Origin of the sequence: Acinetobacter venetianus RAG-1 = CIP 110063, assembly GCF_000368585.1 — a bacterium.
Classification (GTDB): domain Bacteria; phylum Pseudomonadota; class Gammaproteobacteria; order Pseudomonadales; family Moraxellaceae; genus Acinetobacter; species Acinetobacter venetianus.
On sequence record NZ_KB849560.1, the window covers coordinates 25,871 to 46,217 of the forward strand.

Genomic DNA, 20,347 nt, shown 5'->3' on the forward strand with positions numbered 1-20,347 from the left:
AAATACTGATAATAAAGGAAAATTTTATGGAACACACTCCCTCTCCCGAAGCTCACCCCACAACGGTAACTCAAACTCAAGGTAGTTGGTTCGCGATCTTGGCTGTCGCAATCGCAGCTTTTGCTCTTGTAACCAGTGAGTTTCTGCCCGTTGGTGTGTTAAACAGCGTTGCAACTGATCTCAATATTTCAGTCGGTACGGCAGGTTTGATTATTACCTTACCTGGGGTTATGGCAGCGCTTGCAGCACCATTACTCCCGATCGCCGTCAAACAACTTGATCGTCGTTATGTACTCATTTTACTCACGGCGATCATGGTCATTGCCAACACCATTACTGCATTTGCAGATAGCTTCCACGTCTTACTCTTGAGTCGACTGGTTCTTGGTATTTCAATTGGTGGCTTTTGGGCAACAGCGATTGCTTTAAGTGGAAAACTAGCTCCTGCACATTTACCGATTGCCAAAGCAACAGCGATCGTGATGGCTGGTGTAACCTTCGCTACGGTACTTGGCGTACCGATTGGGACATGGTTAAGTGAATTTTATGGTTGGCGAAGTGCATTTGGTATCACGGCGGCGATTGGCTTAGTGGTCCTAGTGTTACAACTGATTTTCTTACCAAAACTTAAACCAGATTCAGCCATTCATCTCCGTGATTTACCTGCATTGCTCCGCGAACCTAAAGCACGTAGCGGGATGCTGATCGTGCTGCTAATTGGTTTAGCGCATTTCTGCGCTTATAGTTACCTTGCACCCTTCTTTAAAAATATTGCAGGATTTGATGGTACAACGATCAGTTCCCTGTTATTGCTGTACGGGATTGCAGGTATTTTTGGTAATGCTTTTGCAGGTTATAGTGGTAATTTAAATGTGCGCTATACCCTCGCCTTTGTCGGCATTTGTTTTACCATCGTATTCTTTGGTTTCCCAGTTTTTGCAATACATGAGTTTGGTGCTATTGTTTTAACAGCATTATGGGGCTTTGCATTCGGTGCATTCCCAACTTCAGCGAATATTTGGATGTTTGTACATGCACCAAATGCCGTAGAAAAAGGTATGCCTTTATTTGTGGGATTGTTCCAAGTCATGATCGCAATAGGTTCACTTCTAGGTGGTTATGTCGTTGATCATTTCAATGAAAATATCTTAATTTATGGTGTGATTAGCTTTGTCGCATTAGCATTACTCAGTATTTTCACCTTAGCCAAAGGTTTAAATAACCCGAAAATTACCTGTGAAAATTAAACGTTGAGACCTCAAATGAAGCGTGCTGAGACTGAACAATTTCCCTTTCTAAATGGTATAGAAGTGCATGAATTTCTCTACCAAAAGGATGATGTTGTCAGTCCACATTCTTCACTTTGGGGTGACTTCAATTTTAGTTTAAATGGCACTTTAGAATTTGATATCGAAGGACAATACTACCTATCCCCACCGAGCTATGGACTTTGGTTACCACCTCGTACAGAGCATCAGTCACTGCCTGTAGAACATGAAATTCACTATATCTGTATTCGGCTACATCCTAGATATGGTCAAGCGTTGGGGTTGAGTTGCCGCTGTTTTAGCATTGAGCCTTTTTTTCGCGCTTTAGTGGTACAAATTTTGGAACAACAAAAACAACAGGCTCAACCTGAATATCTCGAACATCTATTACAAGTTTTATTTGATCAGTTGAAACAAGCGCCAGCCTATTCACATTATTTACCGCAAAGTACACATCCCATTCTCGCGCCAATTTTAGAAAAATTATCTGCACCAGACTCCTTTCATCAAAGTCTCCAACAAGTGTTGCAGCAATTTTCAGTCAGTGAACGGCATATCCTTCGTCTGAGTCAGCAAGAATTACAACTTTCTCTCTCGGAGTGGCGTAATCGAGCGAAAATCATCTTTGCGATCAATCAAATCCGTGAAGGTATGACTATTAAACAACTCGCATTTGCTTTGGGTTATCACCATAGTTCTAGTTTTATCGAGTTCTTTAAACGCTATACAGGGCAAACGCCAATTCAACTAAAAAATGCATCCATTTAAATCACCTTCAATTTGAAATCAAAAACACAGTATTCATTATTTGTATACATTCCGAATATGGGCATTGCACTTAGCTTGAATAGCAGTTAAAACAATGATGTTTTGCTACAACAACAAATTAGGACATATCTCATGAGCCAATCGGTTTATCACATTCCAGTTAAGGACATCAAAGGTCAAGATGTTGATCTAGATCAATACCAAGGCAAAGTTCTATTGATCGTGAACGTTGCATCAAAGTGTGGTTTAACGCCTCAATACGAAGGTTTAGAGAAGCTATATCAAGCGAAGAAAGATCAAGGTTTAGAGATTCTCGGTTTTCCAGCAAATAACTTCTTAGAACAAGAACCTGGTACGAATGATGAAATTCAGCAATTCTGCTCGCTGAACTATGATGTGCATTTCCCGCTTTTCGCAAAAATATCAGTTGCTGGCGATGACAAGCACCCTCTTTACCAAACCTTAACGCAAGCAATTCCTGAGCGTACTGGTGAAGGCCCTTGGTGGAAAGATCTTGTTGATTATGGCTTAACACCAAACAATCCACCTGAAGTATTGTGGAACTTTGAAAAATTCCTCGTGAATAAAAATGGTGAGATTATTGCGCGTTTTGCACCAGATATTACTGCGGAGGACGAACGTATTGTGAGTGCAATCGAGGCTGAATTAGCAAAATAAATCAAATATTTATCAATATATATTTAAAAAAGCATGTTTAACATGCTTTTTTATATCCATCATTTATGCATAGTTTTATCATTTTCAAACATCACATCCACATTATTTTAGCAACTTTAGGTTTAAATCATTTCATCGGCACTTCCTTCACATATAGGTGAACCATGAAAAATATTGCTAAAATTCTAATCTTATCGTTATCTACAGCAATCGCGGTTCCTGCTTTTGCGGCACCACATGACCATTCACCACAAAAAGTCGTTAAACACTCTCAAGCACCTCAACATTCAAATGTGCAAAAGAATAAAATTCATCCGTCTAAAGATTGGAAAGTAGGACAGAAAGTTCCGAGTGCATACCGCGGACAAGGTTACAAAATTAACTACGCCCAATACAAACACCTGCATAAACCTGCCAAAAACCAGCAATGGATCAAGGTGAATGGTGACTATATTTTAATTAATGTCTTAAACCATTCGATTATCAAAATTTTAAATGGTTAATGGTCTAAGGTAGTAAATAAGGGACAGTTCATCGTGACTGTCCCTTATTTAAAAATTGTTTGCTCTTTGCAACAACCCATTCCCTCTCCACACTTTTTGATTATAGTGAGCGTCCTTTTTTATGATCTGGTGTGTGTTTAGCCATGATGGATAAATTCTCTATCAAAGCCTTTCTTTCAAGCATGACACTGCTTTCAGCATTCGCCTTGACTGGTTGTGATCAAGCACCGCAAGAAGATCGTACGAATATCCAATCAGAACAGGCTATTGAACAAAATATGAGTGATGAAATTATTCAATCGAGTTCTGTTCAAGACACGCAAAATCTAAGCAAAGGCAATATGTTGAATATTGCTCGTGATATTGCAAAATTACAGCTCGAAACTGATGACTATATTGCTTTGCTAAAACAATCTCAAAATAGCTTAGAACAAGCAATTCAAAATAAAAATGTGCAACAACTGAAAGCAACGTCAGGCGATCTAAATCAAGAATTGCATGGTCTACACGATACGTTGCTTTCACTTAATTTAAAAAGTAATGAAATTGATCAAATTCGCCAAAATCTTCTCGTTGCCAATCAACAGTTACTCAACATGCCGTTGCTTCATGGTCAATTTGATCTTGCTAAAATCAACTTTGAGCAGATTGAGAAACAATTGAATACTATCCAAATGGATATGGTGAAGTTAGCAAGCCTCGTTTTGAAGAGTACCAATAACACTCAAAACTCAGCAGCATAAACTTTCATTTTCAAACTAATAAGAATACTAAGATTGCGATGGAACTTTAAATCGCCTATCCATCGCGGTCATTTGTTGATGTGATCTTCTATGAGCATCCGATTGCTCTAAAGACGAGAGTGTCAGACCATACTGAGTCATTTTTTTATATTTTTCCAACTCAAGATTAAGTTCTTGAACACGTTGTTTTAGTTCGATCGATATAAATTGACTGGATTGTGCCAAAGCCACCCAACCCGCTTGAATCTTATATTTTGGATTGTCGTGTGCCAGTTGTTTTTCAATCCATTGATACAATTTTTCAGCACGCTGATGTGCTTCAAATTTATAAGCAAATAACGTCGTAGAAAGTACAAGTTCAGGGATTTTACCCATTAACTTCATTTCAACTTGTCTTAGTTGATAAGCATATAAATCAACACGGTATTTCAATAAATTGTGATTGAACCACTCTGCAAAATCGACGAGCAAGTACATCAAATGATCACGTTGCATTAGCAACTGCTGCTTTTCTTGTAAGGGCTTACGCTGCTCTATTTTTTGAATCCGCCATGTTCGATAAACTGCAAAACTACCTACCACAAAAGCGCCAATCGAACCTGAAACAATACCACCTATTGCAGCGCCAATCGCCAAACTATTTTTTACCAAAGATTGATTCGGCTTATACTGCCAATCAGGGCGGATCGATAGTTGATGTCGAGTTGTATGAAAATTACGATAAACTGCAAAGCCAGTGTTCATCAAAGGAACAGGCAGATAGTCATCTACATGTCCTGAACCTTGCAGACTATTTTGTGCCGCGCGTTGTACAGACTCATAACTCAGCGCTAAATCAGCAAAGACGGATGGATAATGTTCCTGTAAATCGGCCAACTCAATATTCACAATGATCGCAATATGTGGATGACTTTTTGCAAAGTCCTCAATGCTCTCCCGCTCCAAACTACATTTCACCTGCATTGGCGTTCCATCAACAATCAGATCAAAACCAGCTAAATGAGCATGTTCTACAAACTCAATGCTATGCCCTTGTTGCGTTAAGTTATACGCCACTTGCTGTTTTGCGAGATAGGATGAAAGCTGTAACAGAGCAGCTTGATGATCGAAATTTGGCGCTGGAATTTGTTTTAAATTATAAAATGCTTCTGGCTCACCATTTGATGCTGTCACTAGAGCATCTAAAACTAATGGGTTAATCTGTAAATAATTCCAAATAAACCCAAGACTATGACTCGAAGCATTGACACCACTCACTAATTTCAAATCACGATCTGAAAATATAGTCTGCAACGCATGATTTGCAACTTTGTGGCGATCTAAATGCATCACAATCTCTTGATTGTTAAGCAACTTAGGTGCTGTTTCTACAATGTTTTTATAATAAGGAATGCGATATTCATCTGCTGATAGCCAATGATTGAGTGAATAACCAATCTCTTTTAGCTTTTGTTGAATATCAGAAAAAGGATTTTCCCTATTAATTGCTTCTGCTTGCAAAGTTTCAGGCAATATCAATGACACTGCCCAATGAGTAAGCTGCTGATAGCGTGCTTGTTGTCGAATTTGATCTAAGTTTCCTAGATGTTCTAAAGCCTCAACCACATCACTGTGCCCTTGCTCATTCACATAATGATTTCGACTTAAAAGACAATGAATAAAGTTGTAATAAACCTGTTCAGGCTGCGCAGGTTGCTGTTGTAACAATTCATGATAGTTTTCTATTGCCGTTGGCCAATCTGCCAAACGATAGGACAACTCAGCCAAAGCAAGCGTCAGTTGAATATCATCATATTCATCCTTGAGCTGTTTTAAGATACTCAACTTTAATGCGCTATCTTTACATTGATCTAAATGTGCAATGATCTCAGCTCTCTCACTGGGGCTCAATGCTTGCTTGGCATATTGCAATCTAAACATTAATCCTTGCTCAAACCATTCATAACGATACGCATGTTTTGAATAATGACGAATGAAGACTTGATCAATAAGATGGATGAGTCTTAACGAACATTGAATATCTTCGGCTGTATGATGTTGAAAAAACCAATGCTTCGGTAATATCTGATGAAAAATTTGAGTGTAAAAACTTGCTGTTAATTCAGGTTGAGCCAATGTCACGAGCTTCAATTGATCTTTTACCGATAAATGATGCCCTTGTTGTTCAATGCGATCTAAACGCAACTTTAAGACATTGCTTGCTAACATACACTTCCTAATCGAATTTTTATAAGCGCTATTTATTAAATAAAAACTGAGATCGACAACTTAATAATTTCTCTAAAGCACCATCTTATTATGTTTTTGGCGAATAAAAAAGCCACCTTACGGTGGCTTTCTCAATCTTAAATCGACACTGATTAAAGTGCACGATTCTTGATTTTACGAATCGTTTCGAGCTGAGCTGCAGTTTCTGCAAGCGAAGCAAGTGCAGCAGCAGAATCCAAATCACTCTTTTGATTTGCAAGCAATTGTTCAGCTTGTTTACGAGCTTCTAAAATTGCTGCTTCATCTAAGTTGTCAGCACGGATTGCAGTATCTGCAAGCACCGTAACAACATGAGGTTGAACTTCTAACACACCGCCTGATACATAAACGATTTCTTCTGTACCATTTTCCAACTGAACACGAATCGGGCCCGGTTGGAGTAAAGTTACGAGTGGCGCATGCCCAGGTAAAATACCTAATTCACCGCCCGCACCTTTTGCGATTAACATCGTAACTTGTCCAGAGTAAATCGACTCTTTAACACTTACGACATCACATTGCATAGTCGCCATGAGATGATCTCCTTAAATTAGAGTTTCTCAGCTTTAGCAATCACTTCGTCAATACCACCAACCATATAGAACGCTTGTTCTGGGATGTGATCGTATTCACCAGCTAATAGACCTTTAAAGCCACGAATCGTTTCTTTAAGCGGTACTAATTTACCAGGAGCACCAGTAAATACTTCAGCTACGTGGAATGGTTGAGAGAAGAAACGTTGGATTTTACGCGCACGGTAAACAACCAATTTATCTTCTTCAGCTAACTCATCCATACCCAAGATTGCGATGATGTCTTTAAGCTCTTTATAACGTTGCAATACGTTCTGTACAGAACGTGCAATTTCATAGTGCTCTTGACCAACAACTAATGGGTCTAACTGACGTGAAGTAGAGTCTAGTGGATCGATCGCTGGGTAAATACCAGAAGATGCGATGTCACGGCTCAATACTACTGTTGCATCTAAGTGAGCAAACGTTGTTGCAGGTGATGGGTCAGTTAAGTCATCGGCAGGTACGTATACTGCTTGGATCGATGTGATCGAACCAGATTTAGTAGACGTAATACGCTCTTGAAGAACACCCATTTCTTCTGCAAGTGTCGGTTGGTAACCTACCGCAGATGGCATACGACCTAACAATGCTGATACTTCAGTACCTGCAAGTGTATAACGGTAGATGTTGTCGACAAATAATAATACGTCACGACCTTTACCATTTTCGTCTTTTTCATCACGGAAGTATTCAGCCATAGTCAAACCAGTTAACGCTACGCGTAAACGGTTACCTGGTGGCTCGTTCATCTGACCGTAGACCATTGCTACTTTGTCAAGAACGTTAGAATCTTTCATTTCGTGATAGAAGTCGTTACCTTCACGAGTACGCTCACCAACACCAGCGAATACAGATAAACCTGAGTGCGCTTTAGCGATGTTGTTGATCAACTCCATCATGTTAACGGTTTTACCAACACCCGCACCACCGAATAAACCAACTTTACCACCTTTCGCGAACGGGCAAAGTAAGTCGATGACTTTAATACCAGTTTCTAAAAGATCAGTAGAAGCTGCTTGTTCAGCATAAGAAGGTGCTTGACGGTGAATCGGTAAACGCGCTTCAGTCGCTACAGGACCTGCTTCATCGATTGGGCGACCTAATACGTCCATGATACGACCAAGCGTAGCAGGACCTACAGGAACAGAAATCGGTGCATTTGTGCTAGTTACATTAAGGCCACGTTTAAGACCTTCTGTAGAACCCATTGCGATGGTACGAACAACACCATCGCCAAGCTGTTGCTGAACTTCTAAAGTAGTTTCAGTACCGTCAACTTGGAGAGCGTCATAGATCTTAGGAACGCTATTGCGCTCAAACTCGACGTCGATAACCGCGCCGATGATCTGAATGATACGACCGCTACTCATTGCTGTCTCCTCAATTCAAACTTAATAATGTTAAACGGCAGCGGCACCGCCAACGATCTCGGAAATTTCCTGAGTAATCGCGGCTTGACGCAGCTTGTTGTAAATGAGTTGTAGGTCTTTAATCAATTGTCCTGCGTTGTCTGTCGCTGCTTTCATCGCGACCATACGAGCTGACTGCTCACATGCAACGTTTTCAATCACACCTTGATAAACCATAGACTCGATATAGCGAACCAACAAACCATTTAACAATTCTTCTGCTTCTGGTTCGTAGATATAGTCCCAACCATAAGTACGGTTGAGATCATCGCCTTCTTCTGCTGGTGCTAAAGGAACAAGTTGTTCTACTTTAGGCTGCTGAGTCATTGCATTAACGAAGCCATTTGATACGAGGTAGATACGATCTAATTCGCCCTTATCAAATGCATCAAGCATGACTTGTACTGAGCCAGTTAACTGTTCCAAGCTTGGCGCATCGCCAAGTTGGGTAGTTGCACCAAGCACTTTACCGCCGTAGCTTTTAAAAAACGAAACCGCTTTTTGACCAATCAAAGTAAATTCAACTTCAATTGACTGCTCTTGTTGTGCTTTGACATGCTGCACAACTTTCTTGAACAAGTTAATGTTCAAGCCACCTGCCAAACCACGATCTGAAGACACAACGATATAGCCAACACGCTTAACAGGGCGGTCAACCATATAACGGTGTTTATATTCAGGGTTTGCTTGTACCAAGTGAGCAATTACACGGCGCATATTATCGGCATACGGACGGCCCTGAGCCATGCGCTCTTGCGCACGACGCATTTTCGAAGCAGCTACCATTTGCATCGCGCGAGTAATCTTTTGCGTGCTCTTGATACTAGCTACTTTGGCGCGAATTTCTTTTAAATTTGCCATACGCTTAACCTAGTATTCGAAAGCTCTTTCGAGCCTTCGAAGGTTGATCCGTGAACCAAACTTAACTAAAGATAAACTTAGTAAGTTTGAGTCGCTTTGAAGCTCTCAATACCTGATTTGATCGCTGCTTCGATGTCTTTGTTGTAATCACCAGTTTCATCGATCTGTTGCATTAACGCAGCATGTTCAGAACGGAAGTAAGAGATTAACGCAGTATCAAAGTCTACGATTTTCTTCACTTCAACGTCAGCCATGTAGCCTTCGTTAGATGCATATACAGAAACAGCTTGGTCAGCGATAGAGTAAGGAGCATATTGTTTTTGCTTCATTAACTCAGTTACGCGTTGACCATGTTCAAGTTGCTTACGAGTTGCTTCGTCAAGATCAGAAGCAAACTGAGCAAACGCAGCCAATTCACGGTATTGCGCTAAAGCGGTACGGATACCACCAGACAATTTTTTGATGATCTTAGTTTGAGCAGAACCACCAACACGAGATACAGAGATACCCGCGTTCACAGCAGGACGGATACCTGCGTTGAATAATGATGTTTCTAAGAAGATCTGACCGTCAGTAATCGAAATTACGTTTGTAGGTACGAATGCAGATACGTCACCAGCTTGAGTTTCAATAATCGGTAATGCAGTTAAAGAACCAGTTTGACCTTTAACTTCGCCGTTAGTGAATTTCTCAACATAGTCAGCAGAAACGCGAGAAGCACGTTCAAGAAGACGAGAGTGAAGATAGAATACGTCACCTGGATACGCTTCACGACCTGGTGGACGACGTAACAATAATGAAATTTGACGGTAAGCAACAGCTTGCTTAGACAAATCATCATAAATGATTAACGCATCTTCACCACGATCACGGAAGTATTCACCCATTGTACAACCAGAGTACGGAGCTAAATACTGCATTGCTGCAGGATCAGCTGCCGCAGCTGCGACAACAGTTGTATACGCCATAGCGCCAGTTTCTTCTAGCTTACGTACAACGTTTGCAATTGTTGATTGTTTTTGACCAATCGCAACGTATACACATTTAATGCCAGAGTTTTTCTGAGCGATGATCGCATCGATCGCCATTGCTGTTTTACCAGTTTGACGGTCACCAATAATCAACTCACGCTGACCACGACCTACAGGGATCATGGTATCAACTGATTTATAACCAGTTTGAACAGGTTCGTCGACAGACTGACGCCAAATTACACCTGGTGCTACTTTTTCAACAGCATCAGTAAGTTTTGCATCAATAGGGCCTTTACCATCAATTGGATTACCCAAAGCGTCTACGACACGGCCAAGAAGTTCAGGACCAACTGGAACTTCTAATACACGACCTGTACAACGAGCTTTTTGACCTTCTTGCAGGCTTAGGTAGTTACCTAAAACAACGGCACCCACTGAATCCTGTTCTAGGTTCAGTGCCATACCAAATAAGCCGCCGTCGAATTCGATCATTTCACCGTACATTGCATCCGCAAGACCGTGAATACGCACGATACCGTCAGATACCATGACGATGGTACCTTCATTCTTAGCGGTCGCGCTGGTGTCCAGATCGCCGATACGCTGTTTAATGAGCGCACTGATCTCGGATGGATTCAGTTGTTGCATTGCGCTATTCCTCAATCTTTTTTAAGTTCAGTCTTTTTGCAATTACGCAAGAAGACGAGTCCGCATTTTTTCAAGCTTGTTAAGCGCAGAGTCATCTATCACTTGGTCGCCTGCACGAATCACAACACCTGCGATTAACGCTGGATTAACGCTAACAGTAACATGAACTGTTCTGTTGAAACGTTTTTCAAGCGCATGAGCTAAAATGTGCTCTTGTGTCGCATCAATTGGGAAAGCAGATTCAACTTCTACTTCCAATGTGTTGTTGTTCTGCGATTTAAGTAATTCGTATTCTGCTTCGATTTCAGGCAATAAAGTTAAACGATCATTGTCTGCAAGAAGTGTCAAAAAGTTCGACACTGATTGAGATTGATCTTCACCTAAAACCTTAGCAAAAAGACCTACTTGTTCCGCAGGAGTCAGCTCAGGGCGATTTAAATAAGCGGAAAATGCTTCATCTTGCACCGCAGCACTGAGCAGTTGTAACGCATTTGACCAAGCGTCAGTTGCATTCTGCTCAGATGCATAAGCAAATGCTGCTTTGGCGTAAGGGCGTGCTAACGTCAAGAGTTCAGCCATATTCGCCTCGCTTAAAGTTTAGCAGCCAGCTGAGTCAGCATGGCATTATGAGCTTCTGCGTCAACTTGTTGGTTCAGAATTTTTTCTGCGCCAGCAACTGCCAAAGCAGCAACTTGTTGACGTAATTCTTCGCGAGCAGCATTGATATCTTGATCAACAGTTTCTTTCGCCTGTTGACGAATACGCTCACCTTCAGCTGATGCTTGGGTACGAGCTTCTTCTACCAATTGTGCTGCACGACGGTTCGCTTGTTCGATCAATTGAGCCGCTTGTGCTTTTGCTGCGTCTAATTCTGCCTTAACTTGTGCTTGCGCATCAGCAAGGTCAGCTTTTGCTTTTTCAGCAGCATTTAAGCCATCAGCAATTTTACGCTGACGCTCACTAATCGCATTGATTAGTGGTGGCCAAACAAACTTCATGCAGAATGCGACGAACATCGCAAATGCAATTGCTTGACCAATCAATGTGAGGTTGATATTCATTTCGCTATTCCTCAATATGTGGATTTAGGAATTAAGCTATTAACCTACAAATGGATTAGCGAAGATGAAGAACAAGCCAATACCAACACCGATCATAGGCACAGCATCAAGAAGACCCGCGATTAAGAACATACGAGTTTGAAGTTGTGGAGCCAATTCTGGTTGACGAGCAACAGCTTCTAAGAAGCGACCACCTAAAAGACCGAAACCAATCGCAGTACCTAAAGCACCGAAAGCGATCAAGATAGCAGATGCAATTGCAACTAGACCTAAAGTGAGTTCCATGAAAAATTCCTCAGAGGTTAGGTTATTACCAAATTAAACTAAAATTTAAGCCCAACCATCAGGTGATAGTTAGGCAATACCATTAATGCTTTTCGCTTGCCATGCTCAAGTAAACGATGGTCAGCATCATAAAAATAAATGCTTGCAGCGTGATTACAAGAATGTGGAAGATAGCCCAAGGCACAGATAACGCCCACTGGATCCAGAACGGCAATAATGCGATCAAGATGAAGATCAACTCACCCGCATACATGTTACCGAACAGTCGTAGAGCCAACGAAACTGGACGAGCAAGGAAAGTTACTAATTCCAAAATTAAGTTCACTGGAATCAATAACGCTTTTGCAACTGGGTTACTTGGGTTAAATGGGTTAAGTGCCAATTCACCGACGAAACCGCCGATCCCTTTTTCACGAATACTATAGAACAAAATTAACGCAAATACTGACAACGACATACCTAAAGTAATGTTAGGGTCAGTAGATGGAACAACCTTGAAGTAAACGTGGTGAGGGTCCATACCAAATACGCTTGCACCAATTTGTTGAGCTAGATAAGGAATCCAGTCAACAGGAATCAAGTCCATTGCGTTCATGAGGAAAATCCACACGAAAATGGTCAATGATAAAGGAGCAATTAAGCGTGATTTGCCGTGGAAAGTATCACGTACACTTGAGTCTACAAACTCGATAATCATTTCAATTGCAGACTGGAATTTAGTTGGAACGCCCGCATTTGCAGCTTTCGCAACTGTCCAGAATAACAAACAGAAAATCACACCAAGTCCGATAGACCAACCCATTGAATCCAAGTGAATTGCAGTGAACCCCATCGATTGAGCTTCTTCAGCAGTCTCAGCTAACTTCCATGTACCATCAGGCATTTTGCCATAGGTCATATTGGTCAAGTGATGCTTGATATACTCGGTCGAAGTCAGGGCATGTTCTTCAGCAGCCATAAATCACACCTGGTCAATGTCAATCATTAAAAAGGAGAGAAACGAATCTTGCGGACTGCAATGACCCCGCTTCTACTCCCAAAAATCTCAAATGTGTTTTACCCTCGTTTTTGTAGTCGCGACACCCAAAATGGCGCGACCCACGACATCGCTTGTACGAGAATAAATCCACTAAACAATGCAACCGGTGACAGCGGTTTAACATTGCTCAAAATTAATATAAAACCCACGATCACAATCGCAAACTTACCAAGCATCCCTCGATACATGTTCAGCATGACTTGTTTTGATGCTCTAGCGCCTGCCGTTCTAAACGACTGCCAAGCAAAATAACAATGTGCCAACCAACATACCAAAGCTCCAAGCGCAGCACTTAACGCGGCAGTTGTATCTTTAATCGCCCATGCAAGTAATGCTGCAACAGGAATCATACATGCTTGTAAGAAGACCAAAGCTTTTGCTAATCGTCGGTCAATCATGCGACTAGTTCGGCTCATTTTTTACCCACTTACAGCGTAACTGCTTGACAAGTTTTGTTGATGATCGTTTCGAATCGCAGGCATTATAGAGTTACACCCCTGAACATGCAATCTTTTCTCGACTTAAGTCTGCTTTTTTCGTTACCATATTTTCTGACGATAGAGTCAACTCATTTTTATTTTTTTCATCATTTTTGCGCACTTAATACGCACTTATCGGTTTTTGAAGCCAATTTTTTCCAAGCAGTCACGAAATTGTCATCTCCACGCATACTTTCATCGACTGACTCGAAAACTAATGGGTTCAGTTTCTGATATTGACTTGGCGTTGCTGAAATTTCAGCCAACAAACACATTTGTGTCTTCGGACGGTTATCTTTTAAGTATTTTATTTGAGCAGCTGTTGGCGCAATATGAGGGTCATCCGTAAGCGCACCTGAAAATTTTAGATTTAAGGCTCTTTCAAGATATTGATAGGCATCGTGATAAGACCAATATGGCTTGGCTTTATTCGAACTATCGAATTGTTGTGATGCTTGTAACATCTGCTGAGCAAAGTCTTTAGCATTGGCAAGATATTTTGCCTTATTTTCTGGATACTGTTGCCCACGTAAAGTCGCGATGAAGAACGCAATACGAACGGCATTATTTGGCTCTAGCCACACATGACTATCAATCGTATTCGGTAAAGCATTACCACGCAAACTACGTAGCGGTAAAATTGTTAAAATGCCTGAGTCTAAAAGTGCAATCGCCTTTTTGTTCTGCCCGAGTAGTTTTTCTAAGGGTGCTTCATGAACTTTGCCCAACCAAATCACCAAAGAAGCATCTTGAATTGCCTTACGATGTGCTGGTGTAAGTTGTACATCATGACCACTTTGATCACCCAATAGCAACACAGGCTCTTCTACATCTTTGGTCACTTCTTTCGCAATCAAGTAAATTGGATGTGTTGACACAACTAAACTTTGCGTCCACCCCCATGTACTGAACATCGAAACGAAAACAAAAATGAGAAGGCGGAACATCACAGTATTACTCAAAAAGCGAAGCATGTTATAATATAACAAAAGTGGATGATTGCCTACGTCTATTTTTGCTATACCCTGCTACCTATCGTGATGTCTACTATATATAGATAGTTATAAATGATTTGCATGGTATGATAGCTGCAAAACAATGAGGACAACTTATGAGTTCTTGTTCACATGAACATGATAATGCTTTACACGGTGTTCACGGCCATCATGATATCAAAGCTCGACTTGCTGAAGCAGAGATTCTTTGTACTGCGGTTGGCGCACGCCTCACACCTTTACGTAAAGAAGTGCTTGAACTCATTTTAAATGCCTCTGCACCAATGGGTGCTTATGACTTATTGGCAAAAATAAAAGGTCAAGCAGATCGCCCTGCTGCCCCACCTACAGTTTATCGAACATTGGATTTCTTATTAGAAAAAGGCTTAATTCATCGCCTGACTTCTATTAATGCCTATATTCCATGTTGTCATCCGCGCGAAGGACATCAGGCGGCATTTTTAATTTGTACTGAATGTCATTCTGTAAAAGAAGCTTCAGCTCAAGGCTTAATTCAACAACTTGATCAACTTGCTGCCTCAGACCAATTTTCTGCTCAACACAGCATTATTGAGATTTCAGGAAAATGTCATCAGTGCAGCACACACCAGTAACACCACCCGTTATTCGATTAGAGAATATTTCTGTTCGTCGAGATGAACGGGATATTTTGCGTAATGTCGATTTCGCTTTGCAGGCAAAAGAGATTGTGACGCTCATCGGCCCGAATGGTGCTGGCAAATCAACATTAATTAAAATCTTGCTTGGCATTATGTCGCCAAATAAAGGAAAGGTTCATTTTTCTAAAAAATTAAAAATGGCTTATGTACCGCAGAAGTTCAACCCTTCTGCTAGCCTTCCTTTACGTGTGCAAGATCTACTGGATTTAGAAATTTGCGAAAGTAATCTTCGTCAAGAAATTGTTCGCGATACAGGTATTCAAAAACTACAGCAATCCAAGGTACAGCAACTTTCAGGTGGTGAACGTCAACGCGTTCTTTTAGCCCGTGCTTTACTCCGCCAACCTGACATTTTAGTACTTGATGAACCAATGCAAGGTTTAGACATTCAGTCCGAAGCTGAACTTTATGAATATGTTCGTAGCCTACCTGAACGTTATGGTTGCGCTGTGCTGATGGTTTCCCATGATCTACAATGGGTGATGCAAGGTACTCATCGTGTTGTATGTCTAAACAAACATATTTGTTGTAGCGGTTTACCTGAGAGCATCCAGCAGCATCCAGAGTATCAAGCGATTTTTGGTACACAACGAATGTTCTATCAGCATCACCATAATCATTGTGGACATAGTGACCATGCTGAACCTTGTTCACATGACCCTCGCCCACATATTCACCCAGAACCAAAGGTCTAAGCCATGATGGAATGGTTACAACTGCTCTTACCTGCTTGGATCATGGGGAGTTTGTTAGTTTTTCTCACCGCCCCTCTCGGCTGTCTGATGCTATGGCGAAGAATGTCTTTCTTTGCCGACACGATGGCACACGGTACTTTACTCGGTGTGGCAATCGCAGGAATTCTACATTTACCCTTTTGGCTAGGGGTTGGCTGTTTAGCTGCACTGTTAGTGGCAATTTTATGGATTTTGCATGATTCACGCTTACCCAATGATGCACTGCTTGCTCTCTGTTCAGCCACACTCCTGTGTTCAGGTTTACTACTAATTCAGCAAGTACCGAGCTTACGTCCTGAATTACTCAGCTATTTATTTGGTGATCTATTAAGTATCGAATGGGCTGATTTACCCATGTTTGCAATCGTGATCAGTGCTGCACTTGTCGTACTCTACCGCGCTTGGTCTGCACAAATTCAAATTGCGATTGATCCAGATATTGCCATGAGTGAAGGGGTCAATGCTAACTGGCAACGCCTGATCTTTATGTTGCTACTCGCATTATTTACCGTCCTCGCTTTACGTGCCGTTGGCTCATTGCTTATGGGCGCACTACTGGTTATTCCTGCATTAAGTGCCCGTTTACTCGCGCATTCCCCCAAACAAATGGTGATTTGGGCTTTTGTTTTAGCACAATTTGGCGTAACTGTCGGTTTATGGTCGAGTGCTGCCTTAAATATCGCAACAGGTTTAAGCATTGTGTTATGTATGGCACTTACTTTCGCAGCAATTTTTGCAGCGCAAAAATTTAAATCAATCGCACCTTCGTCAGTAAGTGATTAACTCGCTTGCTGAATGGCACTCAGCAATGCCGCCGCACAGCTAAACATTACAGCAAAACTACGATTTAAATATTTTTGTTGTTTCGGTGAGCGAAGTAACCTCAATATTTTTGATGCGAGTCCTGTATAAGCTGCCATCACGATTAAATCAATCATCACCATCGTGATTGCCATGATCAGATATTGCAGCCATTGTGGTCGACTTAAATCTAAAAACTGCGGCAGTACCGCCAATAAAAAGACGATCGCTTTAGGATTGCTCATGTTGACGATAAAGCCTTTGAAGACCAACAACGAAGCTGATGTATTTTTCTGTTCAGTTTGTATATCAATCGTTTGAACAGGTGCAGTCCACTGCGCATAAGCCAAATACAACAAATAAATCACACCAAACCATTTCACGACTTGGAATGCCCAAGGCGTTGTGGCAAAAAGTACCCCCACCCCTGCCGCGACAATCAAAATTTGAATGATTAAAGCCAGTTGAAGACCAATCGCATTCCAATAACCATGCCTAAAGCCATAGTTCAAACCACTCGACATCGATGCGATAGCACCTGCTCCCGGAGAGAGACTAATCACCCAACACGCCAACATGAAGGCAAACCACACTTGAAAGGCCATAATTAAACAGACAAATAAAAGTGGAATTATACCGTTTTATTACCGCAATTTGCTGCTATTTCATACAGTAAAAAAGAATAAATAAACTATTAAGCAGCAACAACATCAGGCACAATATTTCTTTTTGTCGTCTTTCTAAAAATAACTGAGGAGATATTAATGACTGCTCAATCTGTCATTCTTCCATTACCTTCTGATCATGCACGTTTTATTGTTTTACGTTTAAAAGATTTAACTGTTTCTGAATTAAAACAACAAATTGAAGCATTACTATCGACTCGTGACCGTTTAATTACCCAGCATCCAAATGATCAGATCAAAACAGCCATCGCTTTTGGTCCTGAGCTTTGGGCAAAACTTTATTCAGAAACGCCTGAGGGCTTTAAGCAACTTGATCCTCAGCAAGGTGCTTTTAATATGCCTGTCGTTCCTGCGGATGTATTTATTCATATTGCCAGTGCAAGAGCAGATATTTGTTTTGCAATTAGCCAAGCTTTCTTTCACGGCATTCAGGATAAAGTTGAAGTTCTAGATGAGCGTGCCTGCTTCCGCTTCTTTGATGGTCGTGATATGACAGGCTTTATTGATGGTACTGAAAACCCTCAGTTCCCAGATGATCGTGCTGAAACGGCGCTGCTTCCTGAACAAGCCAATACTTTTGCAGATGGCAGCTTTATCTTTGCTCAACGCTATATTCATGATTTAGCGAAATGGCAAAAACTCAAAGTCGATGCACAAGAGCATGTTTTTGGTCGCACCAAACTTGAATCAATCGAGTTAGATGATGACGTAAAACCTGAAAATGCACATGTTGCTCGAACCGTGGTTGAAGATGAACAAGGTGAAGAAATGGAAATCTTACGCCACAGCCTGCCTTATGGCGATGGTAATGGTGAGCAAGGTTTATTTTTCGTGGCTTATACCAATGACTTAACCATTATCGATGCCATGTTACAGCGCATGTTTGGCACATCCGGTGACGGTATCCATGATCGCCTATTGCATTTCACTACGGCAATCGATGGCGCGTATTATTTTGCACCTAGTGATGAGCTACTTGAAGAAATTTTAGAGGCGTAAAAGAGGCATAAAAAAGGAGCATAAGCTCCTTTTTTCGTTCTATTAGAATGGAATTCGCTTATAGCGACGATATTCTGGATGCCAGAAAGACTCTTCGATTTTTTGTTTCAGCAACTCATCATTGATCATTACAGCAACGCCATCCTGAATCGCAGCTTTTGCAACATCAAACGCAATCACTTTTGAAACACTTTGAATCTCACCTAATGATGGTAATAAATCAGCCTGCGGATCTTGAAGCAATGGTGAGCAATCTGCCAATGCACGACTCGATGCCATCAACATATTCTCAGTGATTCGAGTCGCACCACTCGCTACAACACCCAAACCGATACCCGGGAAAATATAAGAGTTATTGCATTGTGCAATGTGATACAACTTACCTTGATAGTTCACTGGAGCAAATGGACTACCTGTTGCAATTAAGGCTCGCCCTTCCGTCCATTGCACGAGATCTGCTGGAACAGCTTCAACACGAGAGGTTGGGTTAGACAAAGGCATCACGATAGGACGTTCACAGTGCTGTGCCATTGTCTTAATAATTTGTTCAGTGAAGAGTCCCGGTTGCCCAGAAACACCAATTAATACCGTCGGCTTGGCATTCTGTACAACATCCATCAATGAAATCACTTCATCGATATTTGCCCATTGCTCTACAACTTCGGCCTTTTGCGCTAACTTACGTTGAAAATCGAGTAAGTTTGGCTGATTTTCAGTAATCAATCCAAAACGATCCACCATAAACACACGCGCACGCGCTTCAGCGTCTGTCAGACCTTCTGCCACCATTTGTAGGATAATTTGCTCTGCGATACCACAGCCTGCTGAGCCAGCACCTAAGAACGTTACAACCTGATCTTTTAACTGCTTGCCAGCAGCTTTACTCGCTGCCAATAAACTACCGACTGAAACCGCAGCCGTGCCTTGAATATCATCATTAAAGCAGCAGATTTTGTCACGATACTTTTCTAAAAGCGGCATCGCATTTTTTTGCGCAAAATCTTCAAACTGAATTAGGGCTTTAGGCCAGCGACGCTTAATTGCAGTAATGACTTTATCGACAAAATCATAATATTCATCACCGCTAATACGTGGCTGTCGCCATCCCATATAAATCGGGTCATTTAGCAGCTGTTGATTATTGGTTCCAACATCAATGGTAATCGGTAGCGTATAAGCTGGGCTAATCCCACCACAAGCGGTATAAAGTGACAACTTACCGATTGGGATACCCATACCACCAATCCCTTGGTCACCCAAACCTAAGATCCGCTCACCATCCGTAATCACAATGACTTTTACATTGTTTTTATTCACATTTTGCAAAATATCTTCAATAAAATCGCGATCTGGATATGAAATGAAAATACCACGATGGCGGCGATAGATATCCGAGAAACGCTGACATGCTTCACCCACCGTCGGCGTATAAATCACTGGCATCATTTCTTCTAAATGATTTTCGATCAGATGATAGAACAACGTTTCGTTAGTATCTTGAATATTGCGCAAATAGATGTGTTTATTTATATCGTCATTAAATGCACAGAACTGTTGATACGAGCGCTGGCTTTGTTCTTCTATGGTCTCAATAATATGAGGCAGTAAACCGTGTAAATTAAAATTGCTACGTTCTTCTTGGGTAAAAGCAGAACCCTTGTTGAGTAGTGGTAACTCTAAAAGTGTATAACCTGCATAAGGGATGTAAAGAGAGTGTTTATTTGGGTTTCCTGATGTCATTGCCTATCTCATTTGCCTGCTTAGCATCTGAAAAGTATGTCTTTCATACTTTGCAAAATGCTTTGTACCTATAAGCTTAAGGCCATTTCTCATAAAAATGGTATTTTAAAAAGTGATACTCATTTTGCTGAGTATTCAATAAAAACATACTATAAAAACAATCCAAGCAAATAC

The 20,347-nt window shown here is 41.2% G+C and carries 22 protein-coding genes; 9 read left to right on the forward strand and 13 right to left on the reverse strand.

Going from position 1 to position 20,347, the window contains the following annotated elements; genetic code table 11:
* Window positions 1-26 precede the first annotated feature (26 nt).
* From F959_RS15455 to F959_RS15475, 5 genes are all read left to right on the forward strand, one after another.
* The gene (locus F959_RS15455; RefSeq protein WP_004881976.1) at window positions 27-1,247 is read left to right on the forward strand and encodes an MFS transporter; all 1,221 of its coding nucleotides are present in this window, start codon (window positions 27-29) and stop codon (window positions 1,245-1,247) included.
* A 15-nt stretch (window positions 1,248-1,262) separates the two neighbouring features.
* Window positions 1,263-2,036, forward strand: coding sequence for an AraC family transcriptional regulator (locus F959_RS15460; protein ID WP_004881978.1), 774 nt, complete (start codon window positions 1,263-1,265; stop codon window positions 2,034-2,036).
* Window positions 2,037-2,168: 132 nt separating this feature from the next.
* Window positions 2,169-2,714: a glutathione peroxidase gene (locus F959_RS15465; RefSeq protein ID WP_004881980.1), complete on the forward strand. Its 546-nt coding sequence runs from the start codon at window positions 2,169-2,171 to the stop codon at window positions 2,712-2,714.
* Window positions 2,715-2,878: 164 nt separating this feature from the next.
* Complete coding sequence (locus F959_RS15470) at window positions 2,879-3,217, forward strand: RcnB family protein (protein ID WP_004881983.1); 339 nt, start codon at window positions 2,879-2,881, stop codon at window positions 3,215-3,217.
* Between the two features lie 143 nt (window positions 3,218-3,360).
* On the forward strand, window positions 3,361-3,960 hold the full coding sequence (locus tag F959_RS15475; RefSeq protein ID WP_004881984.1) for a hypothetical protein: 600 nt from the start codon (window positions 3,361-3,363) through the stop codon (window positions 3,958-3,960).
* Window positions 3,961-3,987: 27 nt separating this feature from the next.
* On the opposite strand, the gene F959_RS15480 is transcribed toward F959_RS15475, so the two are convergent.
* The 11 genes from F959_RS15480 to F959_RS15530 form a co-directional block, all read right to left on the reverse strand.
* Complete coding sequence (locus F959_RS15480; protein ID WP_004881987.1) at window positions 3,988-6,168, reverse strand: hypothetical protein; 2,181 nt, start codon at window positions 6,166-6,168, stop codon at window positions 3,988-3,990.
* A gap of 152 nt (window positions 6,169-6,320) precedes the next feature.
* Window positions 6,321-6,740, reverse strand: a complete 420-nt coding sequence (locus F959_RS15485) for a F0F1 ATP synthase subunit epsilon (protein WP_004881989.1) — start codon at window positions 6,738-6,740, stop codon at window positions 6,321-6,323.
* Between the two features lie 17 nt (window positions 6,741-6,757).
* Entirely contained in the window at window positions 6,758-8,152 is a 1,395-nt protein-coding gene (gene atpD, locus F959_RS15490) for a F0F1 ATP synthase subunit beta (protein ID WP_004680053.1), read from the reverse strand.
* Between the two features lie 30 nt (window positions 8,153-8,182).
* Window positions 8,183-9,052, reverse strand: coding sequence for a F0F1 ATP synthase subunit gamma (atpG, locus tag F959_RS15495; RefSeq protein WP_004881992.1), 870 nt, complete (start codon window positions 9,050-9,052; stop codon window positions 8,183-8,185).
* A gap of 77 nt (window positions 9,053-9,129) precedes the next feature.
* Window positions 9,130-10,674, reverse strand: coding sequence for a F0F1 ATP synthase subunit alpha (gene atpA, locus F959_RS15500; protein ID WP_004881993.1), 1,545 nt, complete (start codon window positions 10,672-10,674; stop codon window positions 9,130-9,132).
* A gap of 42 nt (window positions 10,675-10,716) precedes the next feature.
* A complete protein-coding gene (locus F959_RS15505) occupies window positions 10,717-11,253 on the reverse strand; it encodes a F0F1 ATP synthase subunit delta (protein ID WP_004881995.1) in 537 nt (178 codons plus the stop codon).
* An 11-nt stretch (window positions 11,254-11,264) separates the two neighbouring features.
* A complete protein-coding gene (locus F959_RS15510) occupies window positions 11,265-11,735 on the reverse strand; it encodes a F0F1 ATP synthase subunit B (RefSeq protein WP_004881997.1) in 471 nt (156 codons plus the stop codon).
* A 39-nt stretch (window positions 11,736-11,774) separates the two neighbouring features.
* Window positions 11,775-12,020 (reverse strand): F0F1 ATP synthase subunit C, encoded by a 246-nt coding sequence (atpE, locus tag F959_RS15515; RefSeq protein WP_000424060.1) that lies wholly within the window; start codon window positions 12,018-12,020, stop codon window positions 11,775-11,777.
* Between the two features lie 82 nt (window positions 12,021-12,102).
* Window positions 12,103-12,978: a F0F1 ATP synthase subunit A gene (gene atpB / locus F959_RS15520; RefSeq protein ID WP_004674085.1), complete on the reverse strand. Its 876-nt coding sequence runs from the start codon at window positions 12,976-12,978 to the stop codon at window positions 12,103-12,105.
* Window positions 12,979-13,076: 98 nt separating this feature from the next.
* On the reverse strand, window positions 13,077-13,475 hold the full coding sequence (locus tag F959_RS15525; protein ID WP_007478356.1) for an ATP synthase subunit I: 399 nt from the start codon (window positions 13,473-13,475) through the stop codon (window positions 13,077-13,079).
* A gap of 170 nt (window positions 13,476-13,645) precedes the next feature.
* A complete protein-coding gene (locus tag F959_RS15530; protein ID WP_004882001.1) occupies window positions 13,646-14,485 on the reverse strand; it encodes a metal ABC transporter substrate-binding protein in 840 nt (279 codons plus the stop codon).
* 164 nt (window positions 14,486-14,649) lie between these two features.
* On the opposite strand from F959_RS15530, the gene F959_RS15535 reads away from it, so the two are divergent.
* From F959_RS15535 to znuB, 3 genes are read left to right on the forward strand one after another with little or no spacing between them, the layout of a single operon-like run.
* The gene (locus tag F959_RS15535) at window positions 14,650-15,147 is read left to right on the forward strand and encodes a transcriptional repressor (protein WP_004882003.1); all 498 of its coding nucleotides are present in this window, start codon (window positions 14,650-14,652) and stop codon (window positions 15,145-15,147) included.
* Window positions 15,120-15,908, forward strand: a complete 789-nt coding sequence (gene znuC, locus F959_RS15540; protein WP_004882005.1) for a zinc ABC transporter ATP-binding protein ZnuC — start codon at window positions 15,120-15,122, stop codon at window positions 15,906-15,908. The genes F959_RS15535 and znuC overlap by 28 nt, the downstream gene beginning before the upstream one ends.
* Window positions 15,909-15,911: 3 nt before the next feature.
* On the forward strand, window positions 15,912-16,730 hold the full coding sequence (znuB, locus tag F959_RS15545; RefSeq protein WP_004882008.1) for a zinc ABC transporter permease subunit ZnuB: 819 nt from the start codon (window positions 15,912-15,914) through the stop codon (window positions 16,728-16,730).
* Here znuB and F959_RS15550 read toward each other — a convergent pair.
* The gene (locus F959_RS15550) at window positions 16,727-17,353 is read right to left on the reverse strand and encodes a LysE family transporter (protein WP_004882011.1); all 627 of its coding nucleotides are present in this window, start codon (window positions 17,351-17,353) and stop codon (window positions 16,727-16,729) included. The genes znuB and F959_RS15550 overlap by 4 nt on opposite strands.
* A gap of 159 nt (window positions 17,354-17,512) precedes the next feature.
* On the opposite strand from F959_RS15550, the gene F959_RS15555 reads away from it, so the two are divergent.
* Entirely contained in the window at window positions 17,513-18,433 is a 921-nt protein-coding gene (locus tag F959_RS15555) for a Dyp-type peroxidase (RefSeq protein ID WP_004882012.1), read from the forward strand.
* Window positions 18,434-18,475: 42 nt separating this feature from the next.
* Here F959_RS15555 and F959_RS15560 read toward each other — a convergent pair whose 3' ends face one another.
* Window positions 18,476-20,173, reverse strand: a complete 1,698-nt coding sequence (locus F959_RS15560) for an NAD-dependent malic enzyme (RefSeq protein ID WP_004882015.1) — start codon at window positions 20,171-20,173, stop codon at window positions 18,476-18,478.
* Window positions 20,174-20,347 lie beyond the last annotated feature (174 nt).